General features: G+C 74.9%; 12 protein-coding genes. 8 read left to right on the top strand and 4 right to left on the bottom strand.

The annotated features are described in order from the left end of the window. Positions 1-33: 33 nt before the first annotated feature. Genes V3T34_RS23070 through V3T34_RS23060 form a run of 3 tightly spaced genes read left to right on the top strand, consistent with a single transcriptional unit; the run spans position 34 to position 2,871 of the window. A complete protein-coding gene (locus V3T34_RS23070; RefSeq protein ID WP_331369299.1) occupies positions 34-1,161 on the top strand; it encodes an ABC transporter permease subunit in 1,128 nt (375 codons plus the stop codon). A 20-nt stretch (positions 1,162-1,181) separates the two neighbouring features. Then, positions 1,182-1,916 carry an ABC transporter permease gene (locus V3T34_RS23065; protein ID WP_305079231.1) on the top strand — a complete coding sequence of 245 codons (735 nt, stop codon included), beginning with the start codon at positions 1,182-1,184 and terminating at the stop codon, positions 1,914-1,916. Between the two features lie 34 nt (positions 1,917-1,950). Next, complete coding sequence (locus tag V3T34_RS23060; protein ID WP_305079230.1) at positions 1,951-2,871, top strand: hypothetical protein; 921 nt, start codon at positions 1,951-1,953, stop codon at positions 2,869-2,871. Between the two features lie 45 nt (positions 2,872-2,916). On the opposite strand, the gene V3T34_RS23055 is transcribed toward V3T34_RS23060, so the two are convergent. Next, entirely contained in the window at positions 2,917-4,974 is a 2,058-nt protein-coding gene (locus V3T34_RS23055) for a M3 family metallopeptidase (RefSeq protein ID WP_305079229.1), read from the bottom strand. Between the two features lie 150 nt (positions 4,975-5,124). On the opposite strand from V3T34_RS23055, the gene V3T34_RS23050 reads away from it, so the two are divergent. Both V3T34_RS23050 and V3T34_RS23045 read left to right on the top strand, forming a co-directional pair. Further along, on the top strand, positions 5,125-6,027 hold the full coding sequence (locus V3T34_RS23050) for an extensin-like domain-containing protein (RefSeq protein WP_305079228.1): 903 nt from the start codon (positions 5,125-5,127) through the stop codon (positions 6,025-6,027). Between the two features lie 92 nt (positions 6,028-6,119). Beyond that, positions 6,120-7,244: a L,D-transpeptidase gene (locus V3T34_RS23045; RefSeq protein WP_305079227.1), complete on the top strand. Its 1,125-nt coding sequence runs from the start codon at positions 6,120-6,122 to the stop codon at positions 7,242-7,244. A 240-nt stretch (positions 7,245-7,484) separates the two neighbouring features. Here V3T34_RS23045 and V3T34_RS23040 read toward each other — a convergent pair whose 3' ends face one another. From V3T34_RS23040 to V3T34_RS23030, 3 genes are all read right to left on the bottom strand, one after another. Beyond that, positions 7,485-8,471 (bottom strand): peptidoglycan-binding domain-containing protein, encoded by a 987-nt coding sequence (locus V3T34_RS23040; protein WP_305079226.1) that lies wholly within the window; start codon positions 8,469-8,471, stop codon positions 7,485-7,487. A 72-nt stretch (positions 8,472-8,543) separates the two neighbouring features. Then, the gene (locus V3T34_RS23035; protein WP_305079225.1) at positions 8,544-10,433 is read right to left on the bottom strand and encodes a sensor histidine kinase; all 1,890 of its coding nucleotides are present in this window, start codon (positions 10,431-10,433) and stop codon (positions 8,544-8,546) included. A gap of 202 nt (positions 10,434-10,635) precedes the next feature. Beyond that, on the bottom strand, positions 10,636-10,869 hold the full coding sequence (locus V3T34_RS23030) for a heavy-metal-associated domain-containing protein (RefSeq protein WP_244533501.1): 234 nt from the start codon (positions 10,867-10,869) through the stop codon (positions 10,636-10,638). A 259-nt stretch (positions 10,870-11,128) separates the two neighbouring features. On the opposite strand from V3T34_RS23030, the gene V3T34_RS23025 reads away from it, so the two are divergent. The 3 genes from V3T34_RS23025 to V3T34_RS23015 all read left to right on the top strand — a co-directional run bounded on the left by V3T34_RS23025 (position 11,129) and on the right by V3T34_RS23015 (position 15,734). Continuing rightward, the gene (locus V3T34_RS23025) at positions 11,129-12,826 is read left to right on the top strand and encodes an EAL domain-containing protein (protein ID WP_305079224.1); all 1,698 of its coding nucleotides are present in this window, start codon (positions 11,129-11,131) and stop codon (positions 12,824-12,826) included. Positions 12,827-13,032: 206 nt separating this feature from the next. Then, positions 13,033-14,709 carry an adenine deaminase gene (gene ade / locus V3T34_RS23020; protein WP_305079223.1) on the top strand — a complete coding sequence of 559 codons (1,677 nt, stop codon included), beginning with the start codon at positions 13,033-13,035 and terminating at the stop codon, positions 14,707-14,709. Positions 14,710-14,828: 119 nt separating this feature from the next. Further along, positions 14,829-15,734 (top strand): TIGR01459 family HAD-type hydrolase, encoded by a 906-nt coding sequence (locus V3T34_RS23015; RefSeq protein ID WP_305079222.1) that lies wholly within the window; start codon positions 14,829-14,831, stop codon positions 15,732-15,734. The last annotated feature ends 34 nt before the right edge of the window (positions 15,735-15,768 follow it).

Genomic DNA, 15,768 nt, shown 5'->3' with positions numbered 1-15,768 from the left:
GGCACGATGCCGCCCCGGACCTTGCCGCCTTCGATGCCGTCCCGCGGGCTGCCCCTCGCGGCGGCCGGCCTGGCCGTCGCGGCGCTCGCGGGCCTGCCGGTCCTCACGCTCGCGCCGAACCGCCTCGTGCCCGGCGCGCCCGTCGGGATCGGCCTGCCCGGCCTCGGGCTCGGCCTCCTGACGCTCGCCGCGGGCCTGCTGCTCGCCGCCCCCGCCTCCGCCAAGGGAAGCCGCCTCGCCCTCGCGGCGGCGCTCGCGGCCTGGTGCGGGCTGGTGCTCGCCGCCGGCCAGGGCGCCGCGGGGCTTCTCGTCGGCAAGCCGGCGGCGGCCCGCGCCGCCCTCGGCCCGGGCGCCTGGCTCGCGGGCCTCGCCCTGGCGTGGCTCGCCGGGCAGGCGGCCCGGGCGGTCTTTTCGCGATGGGGCGGCCTCGTCGCCGCGGCGCTCCTCCTCGGGTTCCTGGCGCTCGCCGCGGGGGGCGGGCTCCTCGATTCGCTCTCGCTCATGGTCGAGTACCGGGCGCGGGCGGGCGCGGTGAACGCGGCGTTCCTCCAGCATCTCGGGCTCGCCGGGGCCGCGCTCGCGCTCGCGCTCGCGATCTCGGGGCCGCTCGCGCTCCTGCGCCTGCGCGACGGATCGGCCTCGCGTCTCGTCGACGGGCTCCTCAACGGCGTGCAGGTCGTCCCCGCGCTGGCGCTCTTCGCCGGCCTGGTGGCGGGCCTGTCGGGCCTGCTCGCCCTCGTGCCGGCCCTGCGGGGGCTCGGCCTGTCGGCCATCGGGCCGGTGCCGGCGGTGATCGGCACCGCCGCCTATCTGTGCCTGCCGCTGTTGCGGGGGCTCGCCGCCGGCCTCGCCGCGGCGGACCCGGCGGTGCTCCACGCCGCCCGGGCGATGGGCCTCACCCCCGGGGCGACGCTGGTGCGGGTGCGCCTGCCCCTCGGCGCTCCGGTGATCGCCGGGGCGCTGCGGGTCGCGGCGGTGCAGAGCGTCGGGCTCGCCACCCTCGGCGGCCTCGTCGGGGCCGGCGGGCTCGGGGCGGTGGTGTTCGAGGGCATGGCGCAGTTCGCCCAGGACCTGATCCTGCTCGGCGCGCTGCCGGTGATCGGGCTGGCGCTCGCGCTCGATGCCGGGCTCGCGCTCCTGACGACGCGGGAGGCCGCATGACAGGCCCGATGACCCACCCGATGACACGCGCCCTGCCCCGCTTCGCCGCACCGCTGGCGCTCGGCCTCGTCCTGGCCGGGTTGAGCCTGCCCGAGGTCGCCGGTCCCCTCGTGCGCGCGCTCGGGCTGCAGGCCGGCGCGCCGGTGCCGGCCGAGCGCCTCGCCTGGCTCGCCCGCCATCATCTCGTCCTGGCGCTCGGCGGCTTTCTCCTGGCGGGCGGAGCCGGCCTCGCCCTCGGCATCCTGGCGACCCGGGCGGCGGGCGCCTCGTTGCGCACCTCGCTCGATACCCTCGCGGCCGCGGCCCAGGCCGCGCCGCCGGTGGTGGTGGTGGCGCTCGCGCTTCCCGTCCTCGGCTTCGGCGCACCGCCGATCCTGCTGGCGCTCGCCGCCTACGGGCTGATGCCGGTGATGCGCGGCACCGCCGGGGCGCTCGCCACCGTGCCGGAGGAGGTGCGCGCCGCCGCGACCGCGATGGGGCTCACCCCGGCGCAGACGCTCCTGCGGGTCGAGCTGCCCCTCGCCGCGGGGCCGATCCTCGAGGCCCTGCGGGTGGTGCTGGTGCTGGCGGTCGCCACAGCGGCGGTGGGAGCGCTCGCCGGCGCCCAGACCCTCGGCACCCCGATCGTCGTCGGTCTCCAGACCCAGAACACCCTGGCGCTGGTCCAGGGCGCGGCGGCGGCCGCCTCGCTCGCCTTCCTGGCCGATGCGGCCTGGCTTACCGTAACGTCAGTGTTCGGCCGGCGGCATCGCTGACGGCGGCCGCAGCCCCGACATGCGAGGCCCGACCATGACGATGCAAGCCTACGATCTGACGATCCTGCCCGTCCCGGCCGCCCGGACCGCTTCCGACTGCCAGGGCTGGTGCTTCGGGCTGCCGCCCGGCATCGCTCCCGAGCAATGGCCGCTCGACCCCACCAGCGGCTACCCGCTCCAGCACGCCTTCACCCTGCTCCTGCCGGAGGATTACCGGTGCCACGGACCGGATTTGGTGGCCGTCTCCCTCTTCACCTCGGCGATGGACCATAATGACGGCGGCCCCAACACCGAAGCGCCCGAGATCGGCGAAGCGATGGCCGCGGCGGACGCCCCGAACGATCCCGATCTCCTGCCGTTCTGGCGGGCGGAGCGCACGGCGCATCCACGCCTGCACCGCATGACGGACCCGCTGCGCATCACCCATGCGGCGATCCTTCTCACGCGGGCCGAGTTCGACGGCGAGCTCTGCCGGCCGCCGGAGATGATGCCCAACCCCTACCGCGCGCTCCTGCCTCCGCCCGAATGGATGGCGAAAGGTTCGGCCGCCGCATATTGGAATTTCATGGGCGACATGCGTGTCGTGCAGGATATGTTCGGCACCGAGCCGGCCCAGGATCTCATCGAGAACCGTGCGCTGAGCTGGACACCGCGGGCGCACGACCCGAATGCGGGGCGCAAACCCTACGATGAGTTCTTGCATGAACCCACGGATTACATCCAACCCTTCTTCGTTCGCCACGACTCGAACGGGGAAGAATCCTACGAGTCTCATTCCTGGACAGAGGGACACGCGCTGAACCATATCGGCGGGACGATGCGATCCTTGCAACAGACCCCCGACTTCAGTCCCTACTACGTGGAATTCGACGAGGAACTGGGTGGATTCAATTTTGGCGGTGGCAACGCGCAGTTCGACTTTCTCAATTTCAAGCTGGAGTGGGCCTGCGGGTGACGGGCGGGAGCGGCGCGCGCCTGCGCGCCGCTCCCGCCGATCGCCTCAGGCTGCCAGCCCGCGCTTGCGCAGCAGCGGCCCGGTGCTCGGCAGCCGGCCGCGGAACGCCGTGTAGGCGCTGCGGGCGTCGCGCAGGTTGCCGGCGCCGTACACGTAGGTGCGCAGGCGCTCGGCGGTGGCGGGGTCGAAGATGTCGCCGGCCTCCCGGAAGGCGTCGAAGGCGTCGGCGTCCAGCACCTCGGACCACAGGTAGCTGTAGTAGCCGGACGCGTAGCCCTCACCCGCGAAGACGTGCTGGAAGTGCGGCGTGCGGTGGCGCATCGCGATCTCGGCCGGCATGCCGATGCGGCGCAGCGACTGCGCTTCGAAGGCGAGCGGATCGATGCCGCTCTCGGCCTCCGGAGACAGGTGCAGGTCGAGGTCGACGATGGCGGACGCCGTGTACTCCACCGTGGCGAAGCCCTGGTTGAAGGTGCGGGCGGCCAGCAGCCGGGCCAGCAGGTCCTCGGGCATCGGCTCGCCCGTGCGGTAGTGGCGGGCATGGGTCCGCAGCACCTCGGGCTGTTCCAGCCAGTGCTCGTAGAGCTGCGAGGGCAGCTCGACGAAATCGCCCGCCACCGCGGTGCCGGCGAGGATCGGGTAGGTCACGTTCGACAGGAGCCCGTGCAGGGCGTGGCCGAATTCGTGGAAGAGCGTGCGGGCGTCGTCGAAGGACAGGAGCGCCGGCTCGTCCTCGCCGCCCTTGGCGAAGTTCATCACGTTGACGATGATCGGCGTGACCGGACCCGAGAGCCGCTCCTGCGAGCGGAAGCCGCTCATCCAGGCGCCCGAGCGCTTGCTGGGCCTCGCGAAGTAGTCGCCGAGGAAGAGGCCGATCACCGTGCCGTCCCGGTCGGCGACCTCCCAGGCCCGCACCTCCGGGTGATAGCGCGGCGCCTCCGTCAGCTCGGTGAAGGAGAGGCCGAACAGGCGGTGGGCGGTGTCGAAGGCGGCCTGGATCATGCCCTCGAGGGGCAGGTACGGCTTGATCTCGCCCTCGTCGAGGGCGTGCTCGCGCCGGCGCAGGCGCTCGGCGTAGTGGCGCCAGTCCCAGGGCGCCAAGTCGGCGGTCTGGCCGTCCTCGTGCGCGAGGGCCTGGAGGCGGTCGCGCTCGGCCTCGGCCCGGCGGCGGGCCGGGGCCCAGACCTCCTCCAGGAGCCCGACCGCCGCCTCGGCGCTGCCCGCCATGGTGTCGTCGAGGCGGAAGGCGGCGTAGCTCGGGTAGCCCAGCAGGCGCGCCCGCTCGGCCCGTAGCCGCAGGGTCTCGGTGATGATCGCCCGGTTGTCGGTCTCGCCGCCGTTCTCGCCGCGGCGGATCCAGGCGCCGTAGGCGCGCTCGCGCAGGTCGCGCCGGGTCGAGAAGACCAGGAACGGCTCGATCAGCGAGCGCGACAGGGTGACGGCGTGCGAGCCGGGAAGCCCGCGCTCCTCGGCGGCCCGGCTGGCCGCGGCGCGCAGGAAGGGCGGCAAGCCGGCGACGTCGTCCTCGCCCGACAGTTCGAGCATGAAGCCGCTCTCGTCGGCGAGCAGGTTCTGGCTGAACTGCGTGCCGAGCTCGGCGAGCCGCGAGGCGATGGCGGCCATCCGCTCCTTGGCCTCGGCGCCGAGCTCGGCGCCGGCGCGGCGGAAGCGCAGGCGGTAGCGCTCGCGCACCCGCTTCTCCTCGTCGGTCAGGCCGTCCTCGCCCACCGCCGAGACCCGCGCCCACAGGTCCGGGTTGAGGTAGATCGCGCTGCCGTGGCGCGCCAGCCGCGGCGCCACCGCCCGCTCGACCGCCTGGAGGTCCGGGTTGGTGTGGCTGCCGGCCAGGTTGAAGAAGGTCGCGGAGACCCGCCGCAGGGCCTCGCCGGAGCGCTCCAGCGCCCCGATGGTGTTGGCGAAGGCCGCCGGCTCGGGATTGCCGGCGATCGCCTCGATCTCGGCGACGTGCTGGGCGAGCGCCCGCTCGAAGGCCGGCTCGTAATGCGCGGGAGCGATGCGCTCGAAGGGCGGCAGCCCGTGGGGCGTGGTCCAGACCGGCTCGGAGAAGGGGTTGGGCTCGTGCTCCGCCGTGACGCCGCGCATGCTGGTCCTCTCGCTCGTGTGGCGGGCGACGATAGACCCTCGGGCGCGGGGCGCAAGCGCGGCGGGACGCGCCGATTGTCCGTGGACGCCCACCCGCCGGAACGGTCACGCTTGGCCGGCCGTTGGAGAGCGCGAACGGGGGGACGCGCGATGCCGGGGACGATTATGGGGCGGAGCCTCGCCGTACTGATGGGGTGCGCCCTGCTGGCGGGGCCGGCGGTCGCCCAGGCACCGACCGGGACGCCGCTGATCCGGACCCCGGCCGAGCAGGTTCCCCTGCCGCCGCCCCGGCCCGAGGACATCAAGGAGCCGACGGCCCGGCACCCCGAGGTCAAGGAATCCGGGCCCGCCGAACCCTCCGCCAAGGATGCAGCGAAGGACGCCGCGAAGGATACGGGCAAGGAGCCCGGCAAGGATGCGCCGGCCGCCCCCGGCGCCGAGACCGCCCCCCTGCCGCCCGAGCGGCCGGCCGACCTGCCGTCCGGCCCGGCGCCGGGGCCCGCCACGATCGTGCCCGACGACACCGCCTGCCTGGGCCGGCTGGAGCGCCTCGGCGTCAAGGCCGAGCCCGTCGCGCCCCTCCTCGACGGGATGTGCGGGGCCGCCAGACCCCTGCGGGTGACGGTGCTGCCGGACGGCGTCGCGCTCGCGCCCGCCGCCACCCTCACCTGCACCGCCGCCGAGGCGCTCGCCCGCTGGAGCACCGAGGTGCGGGTGACCGGCGAGCGCCTCCTCGGCAAGGCCCCGCAGAAGCTCCAGATCGGCGGATCCTACGAGTGCCGCGGCCAGAACCACGACCCGAGCGCCAAGCTCAGCGAGCACGCCTACGCCAACGGGGTCGACGTGATGGGCTTCGTCGTCGAGGGACGGGCCCCGATCGCCGTCGGCGCGAGCCGCGAGGGGACGCCGGAAGCGGCGTTCGAGGCGGCGGTCCGGGCGCGCGCCTGCGGCTTCTTCCGCACCGTGCTCGGGCCGGGCGCGGACCCGGCCCACGCCAACCACCTCCATCTCGACGAGCGCGAGCGGCCCGCCGGCCATCGCCTGTGCCAATAGGGACAGGCCGTCGACCATGCCGCGCGGGAACGTCCGCCCGCGTCCGGCGCTTCTAAGGCTCTGCGGTTCTTCGTAAGTCGGGAGAGGGTCGGATGCGGTCGGCGGCGAGGCTCGGTGCGGTTCTGCTGGTGATGGGATGCGCGGGTGCGGCCGGCGCCGCGGAGACCCCTCTGACCGCGGAGGCGATCAACCAGGCGCAATTCGGCGCCGGGCCGGCGGAGGGCGCCGCGGAGCCCGGCAAATCCGCACCCGACAAACCTGCCTCCGACAAGGCGGAGACCGGCCGCGAGACCGCGAAGGAGAAGGGCAAGGAGAAGGCCGCCGCCGAGAAGCGCCCCGATCCGCTGACGATCCGGACGCAGGTGCTCCTCGACCGGGCCGGGTTCTCCCCCGGCGCCATCGACGGGCGCGACGGCGACAACCTGCGCGGCGCGCTGGCGGCCTTCGCCAAGGCGAAGGGACAGGCCTTCGCCGGCCGCCTCGACGCGCCGCTGTGGCAGGCCCTCTCCGGCACCAGCCCCGACCCGGCGGTGACGCAGTACACCCTGACCGAGAAGGACGTCGACGGCCCCTTCGCGGAGGAGATCCCGCCCAAGATGGAGGAGCAGGCCGACCTCAAGGCGCTCTCCTACGGCTCGCCGGCCGAGATGCTGGCCGAGCGATTCCACATGAGCCGGGGGCTGCTGACGGACCTCAACCCCGACGCGGCGCTGGCCAAGGCCGGCACGGTGATCACGGTGGCGGCGGTGCCGGCGCTCGAGACCGGACGCATTCCCGCCAAGGAGCTGCCCGAGATGCCGAAGGTCAGCCGGATCGAGGTCGACAAGGACGCGCTCCAGGTCCGCGCCTATGCCGAGGACGGCGCCCTGGTGCACACCTACCCGGCCTCGATCGGCAGCGAGGAGAAGCCGGCGCCGAGCGGCGTCCTGAAGGTCGAGGGCGTCGCGTTCGACCCGACCTACACCTACAACCCGAAATACGAGTTCAAGGGCGTCGAGACGAAGCGCAAGTTCACCATCAAGCCGGGCCCGAACAACCCGGTCGGCGTGGTCTGGATCGACCTCTCGGGCAACGACGGCTACGGCATCCACGGCACGCCCGAGCCGGAGAAGGTCGGCAAGACCGAGTCGCATGGCTGCGTCCGGCTGACCAACTGGGACGCGCGGGATCTGGCCAAGCACGTCGAGCGGGGCGCGAAGGTGGATTTCGGGAAGTAGGGCCGACCGTCCGACCGGGCTCCCTCCCGGTCGTTCCCGGCGACGCGGTCGACCTCGTCCCGGGGCACCAATCGATCGACGCTCCGACGGGACGAGGGTGGAATGCCGGCCTCCCGCGCGACCACGATCGCACGGATCGCGCAGGCTCCCTGAAGCCTCGGCGGGACCGACCCCTCAGCTTAAGGGGATGCCGCCGAAGGCACCGTCGCAGACCGGGCCGCCCGAAGCGGCCCGATTGCCTCACTCCGGCTTGAGGCCCGAACGCGCCTCGAGCTCCTGCAGGGTCCGGCGCGCCACGCTGGCGCCGGGCAGGCGGCGTTCGCGCTCGAAGCGGGCGAGCGCCGCCCGGGTGGTCGGGCCGGCGATGCCGTCGACGGTGAGCGGGCCGTAGCCGAGCTTGATCAGGGCGCGCTGGGCATAGGCGACCGACCGGTCGGGCTTGACGAGCCCCGTCGCGGGCGCCGCCGCGTGCAGGGCCGATGCCTTCGGCTCCGATGCCCGCGCCTCCCGGACCGGCGCGTGGGAGGCGGCCTTGGCGGGGGCCTCGCGGCCCTGTATCTCGCGCCCGGCGGTCTCCCGTCCGGGCGCCGCCTTCGCGGCCCTGGCCGGTTCGGCCTTCGGGCCGAGGGAGGCGGTGGTGCGATCGTCGCGCAACAGGGCGCCGATGCCGTCCGGCTTCGAGACATCGGGCTTGGCGGCGCGCGGCGGCAACTCGCCAGCCGCCTGCGCCGCGCGGGTGTCCGGCGCCAGCCGGTCGGCCGGAATCTTGCCCGCGGTGTCCTTGCCGCCGGGGTCCTTGCCAGCCGAGCCCTTGCCGTCCGAGGGCGCCTTGTCGGGCGACGCCTTGGCGAAGAGCGGCGCGGGGTGGCGCCCGGTCTGGAAGCTGAGGGCGTTCGCCGCCACCGCCGCCACCGCTCCGAGGGCGAGGAGGCCGCCGACGATGCCGGCCGGATGCCGCAGGATCCGGTCCGCCCGTCCGCGGATCCGGTCGAGGGCGCCGGCCGGGCGCGGCGCGGGCCGGGCCGGGCGCGGGGCACGGGGCGTCGTCCGCACGCGCGGCGCCGGCCGGGCGTCGGCGGTCAGGGCCGGCGCGTCGGCGGCCTCGCCGGCCGGAGCGACGTCGGGGTCGGGCCGGCGGGCCGGTGCGTCGGCGGGGCGACGGGGCGGTGCCGCGTCGCGGCGACGGTCGAGGGCCCCGTCGCGTCTCCGGGCTGGCGCCTCGGACATCGCATCTCCTTTCCGGATTCGATCGGCGGCTTGACGGGGGTCAGGGGAGCCGGCGCGGGCCGGCCGGCGCCCTCACCCGGTGAGCCGCATCGCGGCGGGACGCTCGCCCGGGGCGGGCGCGGCCGGGGGAGGAAGCGCCCCGGCCGAAACCGGTCCCCCGGCCTGCGCGACGAGGGCGGCGGTGCGGATCGGCACCGGGCAGCCCGGATCGCCGCGGCCGACGCGGCAGTCGAGCGGCAGGGTGACCACCACCCGGGTGCCGCGGGACGGGCCGCTCTCGACGGTCAGCTCGCCGTGATGCAGGCCGACGAGGCCGCGCACCACCGAGAGCCCGAGGCCGGTGCCCTCGTGCGGGCGGCCGTAGTTCGAGCCGGTGCCGAGGCCGGCCTGGAAGAACGGGTCGCCGAGGCGCGGCAGGTCGGCCTCGGCGATGCCGATGCCGGTATCCGTCACCGCCATCTCGACCCGGTCGAACACCCGGCGCACCGAGACCACCACGTCGCCGCCGCGGGGCGTGAACTTCACTGCGTTCGACAGAAGGTTGATCAGCATCTGCCGGCAGGCGCGCGGGTCGGCGGTGACCTCCGGCAGGTCGGCGGCGACCTCGCGCCGCAGGCGCACGCCGCCCTGGTCGGCCCGGATCTGCATCAGGTCGCAGACGCCGCGGGCGAGGCCGGCGAGGTCGAACGGCTCGGGCGCGTAATCGAAGTTGCCGCTCTGGATCCGCGACATGTCGAGGAGGGTGTTGACCACCTCGAGCAGGTGCCGGCCCGAGGAATGGATGATGCCGGCATATTCGCGCCGCCGCTCGGGCCCGAGCGCCAGGGTCGATTCGGCCTCCAGCATCTCCGAGAAGCCGATGATGGCGTTGAGCGGCGTGCGCAGCTCGTGGCTGACGGTGGCGAGGAAGCGGCTCTTGACCTCGTCGGCGCGCTCGGCCGCGGCCCGGGCCTCCTCGATCTCCTCGGACCGCCGCCGGTGCTCCGACACGTCGCGGGTCACCGCCACCACGGCGGCCTCGCCGGCGGCTGCCGGCCCCATCGCGCCCGGCACCCGGTGGGCGCGCATCTCGGCCCAGATCACCCGGCCGGTCTCGCCGGCCTCGCCCGCGGCGTGAAGGCGGAACTGCACCGTCACCGGCTGCGACTGGGCGGCCGCGTCGCTGAGCGCGGTCAGGAAGGCCGGCCGGTCCGAGACGTGGACGCGGTTGAACAGGCCGCGGCCCTCCAGCGCGTCGGGGGTCGTTCCGGCGAGCGAGCGGGCGGCGGGGCTGGCCTGCAGCACGCTGCCGTTGCGGTCGTGCCAGGTCACGAGGTCGTCGATGGCATCGAGCAGCAGGGCGTCGCGCATCGAGGCGGCGGTGAGCCGCGCGCTCCAGCGCCCCTCCCGGCGGCGATGCTCCAGGGACAGCGCCAGGACGTGGCAGATCGCCGTGATGGCGAAGACCGGCATCGCCAGCGCCGAGGGCCAGGCGAAGAAGCCGAAGCCGGTCGCCGGCTCGACGAGCGCGACCGCCACCGCCCCCAGCATCGCCAGCACGGCCGCCACCAGGGCGGCGCGGTGCGAGCCGGCGAGCAGCGCCTCGACCGGGATCATCACGAGCCAGATCGTGACCGCCGAGGTCGGCCCGCCGGTTAGGCTCGCCAGGCACACGACGAGGCCGGTCAGCGCCGCCGAGGACACCCCGTGCGCGAGGGTCAGGTTGCCGGTGCGCGCCAGCAGCAGGGCCGCGAAGACCGGCAGGATCAGGCAGGCCGCCGCCGCCGCCTCGACGAGGGTCGGCACGCCGCGCCACAGCAGGTAGGGCGGCAGCATCGCCATCAGCACGGCGCCCGTGGCGAGCCGGGAGATCAGGAACCGCTCGTGGCGGGCCCTCTCGGCCGGGTCGCCGGCGGTGGATTCGTGGACGAGACCCGTCAGACGGGCATCGATCAGGGACGCAAAGGCACCGTTGATATGCACACCGCCACGCCAGCGCGAGGAACCCTGCGGCCCCGGCGCCCCTACTCTGCGAACTCCCGGAAACCCTCGCAGAGGCGGCTTAAACGAACGTTAGAGCGCGGGGCGGGGGGAAAACCTGTCCACGGATCACCGCACGGGCCGCCCTCCCGCCGGCGTTTTCCCCCCTCGGACCGGCCCGCCCCGGGACCGGCCGGTCATGCCCTCAGCCGGTGATGGCCTCGGCGTCGTAGCCGGCGCGGCCGAGGGCCTGGGCCAGCTCGAGCGCCTGGGCGGCGGTGACGACCGCGACCCAGCCGCGCTCCAGGTCCACCGACACCTCAGCCGCCGGGTCGAGGCGGTGGATCGCCTTCGTCACCGCCGCGACGCATCCCTGGCAGGTCATGCCCTCGACCTTCATCGTCAGGTCCATCCGGCCATCGGCCCGGTCGATCGTCATCGCTACAACTCTCCCTTGCCGCGGCCCGTCAGTGCCGCCATCAGTCACGACGGCCCGCCGGCAGCGGCGGCACCGTCCCGCGGCACGCCAGGGCCGCACAAGCCATGTCGGGTACTGCGGCAACTCGGACAAGGTCGGGCGAAAAGCGTGGGAAGCCCGCAGCCGTGTCTTGCAGGCATCGGGCGCCTCGGCGACAACCGTCGACGCGCCGGGATCCCGCGAGGCCCGGCACGTCCTCGATACGTTAAGAGGAATCGCCATGGCCCTCATGATCGGCCGGCGCGCCGATCGGTCGTCGGCGGGTCGGATCGCCCTCAGCCTCTCCTGCCTCCTGGCGGGCGCGGCCTGCCTGGCGGTCGCTTTCCTGTCGGCGCCCCTCCTCGGTGCCGTGGCCGGGACCGCCCTGGTGGTCGCCGCCCTCGCGGGCGTCGCCACGGCGCTCGCCTACCGGCGGGCCGTGCGCCTGGCCAGGCAGGTCGAGCGGATGTCGGGCGAGATCGATCTGCTGTCGCGCCGCCTTCTCGCGGTCGAGCAGCGGAGCGCCCCCGCCGCTCCGGTCGCCGCGCTCGAGAACGGCCTGTCCGAGGTCACGGCCGAGATCGGCCTCCTCGGCGGCATCGTGCGCGAGCTGGCGGTGGCGGTAGCGGCCCAGGACGAGGACCTGATCCACCTCAAGGCCGGGACCGCGCCCGCCGTCCCGGCCCCGACCCAGGCTTATGCGGCGCCCCCCGCCCAGCCGGCCCCGATGCCGACGGCGATGCCCGCCCCCGTGACGGCGCCGCCCCTGATGGCCGCGGCTCACGCGACGACGGCCCCCATGGTGCAGCACCCCTTGGCGCAGCCCCCCTTGGTGCAAGCGCCCGTGGCGCAGGCCCCGATGGCGTCGGCACCCGTGCCGGCGGCCGCCCCGGCCATGGCGCAGGCCGCGCCGCAGTCCTTCGCGTCGTCGGCTCCCTATCCGGGCGCCTCCGCGCAGGCGGCCCAGGCCTGGCCCTTGGCCGCCATGGCCGACCCCGCCGCGGCGGCCCGGCCCGAGGCTGCCGCCGCGCCGGCCCCGCAGGCCGACCCGATCCTGCCGCGCGACGCCGCCCCCGCACCGCGCCGGCCCTTCGTGCCGGAGCCCGCCGCGGCGCCGCGGCCCGAATCCGAGATCCTGGCCGCCCTCGGCGAGGGGCTCGAGGTCCACCTCCAGCCGATCGTCAGCCTGCCGCAGCGCAAGGTGGCGTTCTACGAGGCCCTGGCGCGCCTGCGCGTCGGCGACGCGCTCCTGGCGCCGGCGGAGTTCCTGCGGGTGCTGGAACGTCACGGCCGCACCACCGAGCTCGACCGGCTGATGCTCGCCCGGGTGACGGCGATCGGCCAGCACCTCGCCGGCCGCGGCAGCGAGACCCCGGTGGCCTACGCCCTGTCGCCGGGATCGCTGTTCGAGCCCGGCTTCCTGCGGGCGGTCAGCCGCCTGATCGACCTGCACCCCGAACTCGCCGGGCGGCTGATCCTGGCCCTGCCGCAGCAGAGCTGGCGCAGCCTCGATGCCGAGCAGGCCGGGGCGCTGGCGGCCCTGCGCGAGCGGATCGGGCTCGCGGTCGACCGGGTTGCCGAGCCGCGCCTCGACGCCCCGGCGCTGGCCGCCCGCGGCGCGAGCTACGCCAAGATCGGGGTCGACCTGCTCCTGAGCGAGCACGGCGCGGCGATCGCCACCACCCTGGCCCGGGCCGGGATCCGGCTGGTCGCCGAGGGCGTCGAGCAGGAGGCCGACGTGCCCGACCTGATCGACCTCGACCTGCCGCTGGCGCAGGGCACGGTGTTCTCGCCCCCGCGGGTGGTGCGGCCCGAGGTTCTCTCGCCTCCCGCTCCCGAGCCGGCACCCGAGCCGCCGCCCCCGCCGCCCCCGCCGCCGGCCGACGAGCCCCCGCCGGTGCGCCGCGCCTTCCGGGACGTGTTGCGCCGCGCGGTGTGAGGATCGGCCGACCCGCCGCCGCGGGCCGGCCGCCGAGGAAGCTTCGTCGCCCTCGGCGCGAGACGTCCCGAGCCGATGTCGCGAAGGCGGCCTCCGGCATCGCAGAAAAAAACGCCGACGAAGCAAGAGTCTCGGCGCACGACGCGGTGGCCTGCCGATGCAGGCCTGCTTAGAATCCGGGGACCTCGCAGCCAGAAGGATCCCCGATGTCGGACCCCATCGCCCGCCGGATCGCGCAAGGGGCCGGGCGCGCGCCCGCCGACCTGGTGATCCGCGGCGCCCGCCTCCTCGACCTCGTCACCGGCGACCTGGTGGAGACCGACATCGCGGTGTGCGGCGACACGGTGGTGGGGACCTACGGCACCTACGAGGGCGCCCGGGTGATCGAGGCGCGGGGGCGGATCGCCGTCCCGGGCTTCATCGACACCCACCTGCACATCGAATCCTCCCTCATCACCCCGCACGAGTTCGACCGCTGCGTCCTGCCCCACGGCGTCACCACGGCGATCTGGGACCCGCACGAGCTCGCCAACGTGCTCGGCACCGCCGCCTTCGACTACGCGCTGGCGGCGGCGAGCGAGACCGTGATGGACATCCGGGTCCAGCTCTCCTCCTGCGTGCCGGCGACCGACCTCGAGAGCGCCGGCGCCCGGATCGAGGCCGACGACCTCGCGGCCTACCGCAACCATCCCCGGGCCCTGGGGCTCGCCGAGTTCATGAACTTCCCGGGCGTTGTCGCGGCCGATCCGGCCTGCCTGTCGAAGCTCGCGGCCTTCGCCGGGCGCCACGTCGACGGCCACGCCCCGCTCCTGTCGGGCCTCGCCCTCAACGCCTACGCGGCCGCCGGCATCCGCACCGACCACGAGGCGACGAGCGCCGCGGAGGCGCTGGAGAAGATCCGCAAGGGCATGACGGTGCTGATCCGCGAGGGCTCGGTCTCGAAGGACCTGCACGCGCTCGCCCCCCTCCTCACCGAGCGGACGGCGCCGTTCCTCGCCTTCTGCACCGACGACCGCAACCCCCTCGACATCGCGGAGGAAGGCCATCTCGACCACCTGATCCGCACCGCGATCGGGCTCGGCGTGCCGCCGCTCGCCGCCTACCGGGCCGCCTCGCTCACCGCCGCCACCGCCTTCGGGCTCACCGACCGCGGCATGATCGCCCCGGGCAAGCGCGCCGACATCGTGCTGCTCGACGACCTGGAAACTTGTTCCGTCTCGGCCGTCTTCGCGGCGGGCCGCCCGGCGGACGAGGCGCTGGCAGCGACGCGGACCGCGACGCCCGCGCCGGGCCGTCGCAGCGTGCGGGCCGAGCCGGTCGGCGCCGCCGACCTCGCCGTGCCGGCGCCCGCGGGCGAGACCCCGGTCATCGGCGTGGTGCCGGGGCGCATCATCACCGAGCACCTGCGCCTGACCCCGGCGGCCGTGCCGGACCTTGCCCAGGACATCGCGATGGTGGCCGTGGTGGCGCGCCACGGCACCCGCAGCATCGGGCGCGGCCTGGTGCGGGGCTTCGGGCTGAAGCGGGGCGCCATCGCCTCCTCGGTCGGTCACGACAGCCACAACCTCTGCGTCGTCGGCGCCGACACGGAGGCCATGGCCCGGGCGGTCAACCGGCTGATCGACTTGCAGGGCGGGTTCGTGGTGGCGGACGAGACCGGGATCCTGGCCGAGCTGGCGCTGCCGATCGCCGGGCTGATGAGCGACCGGCCGTTCGAGGCGGTGCGCGACGCCCTGCCGCCCCTGCGCGAGGCCGCCCGGGGCCTCGGCTGCACCCTGCCGGAGCCGTTCCTCCAGGTCGCCTTCCTGCCGCTGCCGGTGATCCCGCACCTCAAGATCACCGATCGCGGTCTCGTCGACGTCGACCGGATGGCGTTCCTCTGACGCGGGCCGGATTTTCGCACCGAAAGACTGTAAACGATTTCAACAGGCGTTGCGTTCGAGCCGGACCCTCTTTAAGTCCGGCAGGCGTTCTGCTGCGATGCAGCGCCAGGAGGGACGGCATGGCCGAGATGGTTCGCGCGGCGCATCCGGGCGAGGTCGCGATCCTTGACGGGATCGCCGACGTCGCGGGCGGCTTCGACCTGATCCTGTGCGACGTCTGGGGCGTGCTGCACGACGGCGTGCACGCCCATCGCGGCGCCTCGGACGCGCTGACGCGGTTCCGCGCCCTGCCGGGCGAGCGGCCGCGCCGGGTGGTGCTGGTCTCGAACGCCCCGCGCCCGGGCGCGGGCGTCCTGGCGCAGCTCGACGGGTTCGGCGTGCCGCGCAGCGCCTACGACACCATCGTCACCTCGGGCGACCTCACCTGCCGGCTGCTGGCCGAGCGGGCGGCGGCGCCGGTCTACCATCTCGGCCCCGATCGCGACCTGCCGATCTTCGACGGCCTCGATCTCGCCCGCGGGGGGCCGGACGATGCCGCCCATGTCGTGGTGACGGGCCTCCTCGACGACGAGGTCGAGACGGCGGAGGATTACCGCGACCGGCTCGCCCCCTGGGCCGCCCGCGGCGTGACGATGATCTGCGCCAATCCCGACCTCGTGGTCGAGCGCGGCGAGCGGCTGATCCCCTGCGCCGGCGCCCTCGCGGCGCTCTACGAGGAACTGGGTGGCGCCGTCGTCTACGCCGGCAAGCCGCACGTCCCGGTCTACGAGGCGGCGCTCGCCGCCGCGGAGGCGCTCGACGGCGGCGCCCCCCTCCCCCGCGACCGGTTGCTCGCCATCGGCGACGCGATCCGCACCGACGTCGCCGGCGCGCGGGCCTTCGGGATCGCGTCCCTGCTGGTGGCGCGCGGCATCCACGCGGAGGAGCTCGGCGTCGCGGCGGGGGCGCCGATCGGCGACATCGCCCACTGGCTCGAGGCCCAGACCGTCCATCCGGACGCCGTGATCGACCTGCTGCGCTGGTAGGAACGCGGCGAGACCGGGGTGCGGCCGGCGCACC

Origin of the sequence: Methylobacterium ajmalii (assembly GCF_036448855.1) — a bacterium.
Taxonomy (GTDB): domain Bacteria; phylum Pseudomonadota; class Alphaproteobacteria; order Rhizobiales; family Beijerinckiaceae; genus Methylobacterium; species Methylobacterium ajmalii.
The sequence above is the reverse complement of the archived record's forward strand: the minus strand, read 5'-3'. Positions and strand labels throughout refer to the sequence as shown.

Excerpts from the sequence above, each read along its gene's own strand:
- V3T34_RS23070 (WP_331369299.1), top strand. The coding sequence starts at position 34 with ATGCCGTCCCGCGGGCTGCCCCTCGCGGCGGCCGGCCTGGCCGTCGCG.
- V3T34_RS23065 (WP_305079231.1), top strand. The coding sequence starts at position 1,182 with ATGACACGCGCCCTGCCCCGCTTCGCCGCACCGCTGGCGCTCGGCCTC.
- V3T34_RS23060 (WP_305079230.1), top strand. The coding sequence starts at position 1,951 with ATGACGATGCAAGCCTACGATCTGACGATCCTGCCCGTCCCGGCCGCC.
- V3T34_RS23055 (WP_305079229.1), bottom strand. The coding sequence starts at position 4,974 with ATGCGCGGCGTCACGGCGGAGCACGAGCCCAACCCCTTCTCCGAGCCG.
- V3T34_RS23050 (WP_305079228.1), top strand. The coding sequence starts at position 5,125 with ATGCCGGGGACGATTATGGGGCGGAGCCTCGCCGTACTGATGGGGTGC.
- V3T34_RS23045 (WP_305079227.1), top strand. The coding sequence starts at position 6,120 with ATGCGGTCGGCGGCGAGGCTCGGTGCGGTTCTGCTGGTGATGGGATGC.
- V3T34_RS23040 (WP_305079226.1), bottom strand. The coding sequence starts at position 8,471 with ATGTCCGAGGCGCCAGCCCGGAGACGCGACGGGGCCCTCGACCGTCGC.
- V3T34_RS23030 (WP_244533501.1), bottom strand. The coding sequence starts at position 10,869 with ATGACGATCGACCGGGCCGATGGCCGGATGGACCTGACGATGAAGGTC.
- V3T34_RS23025 (WP_305079224.1), top strand. The coding sequence starts at position 11,129 with ATGGCCCTCATGATCGGCCGGCGCGCCGATCGGTCGTCGGCGGGTCGG.
- ade (WP_305079223.1), top strand. The coding sequence starts at position 13,033 with ATGTCGGACCCCATCGCCCGCCGGATCGCGCAAGGGGCCGGGCGCGCG.
- V3T34_RS23015 (WP_305079222.1), top strand. The coding sequence starts at position 14,829 with ATGGCCGAGATGGTTCGCGCGGCGCATCCGGGCGAGGTCGCGATCCTT.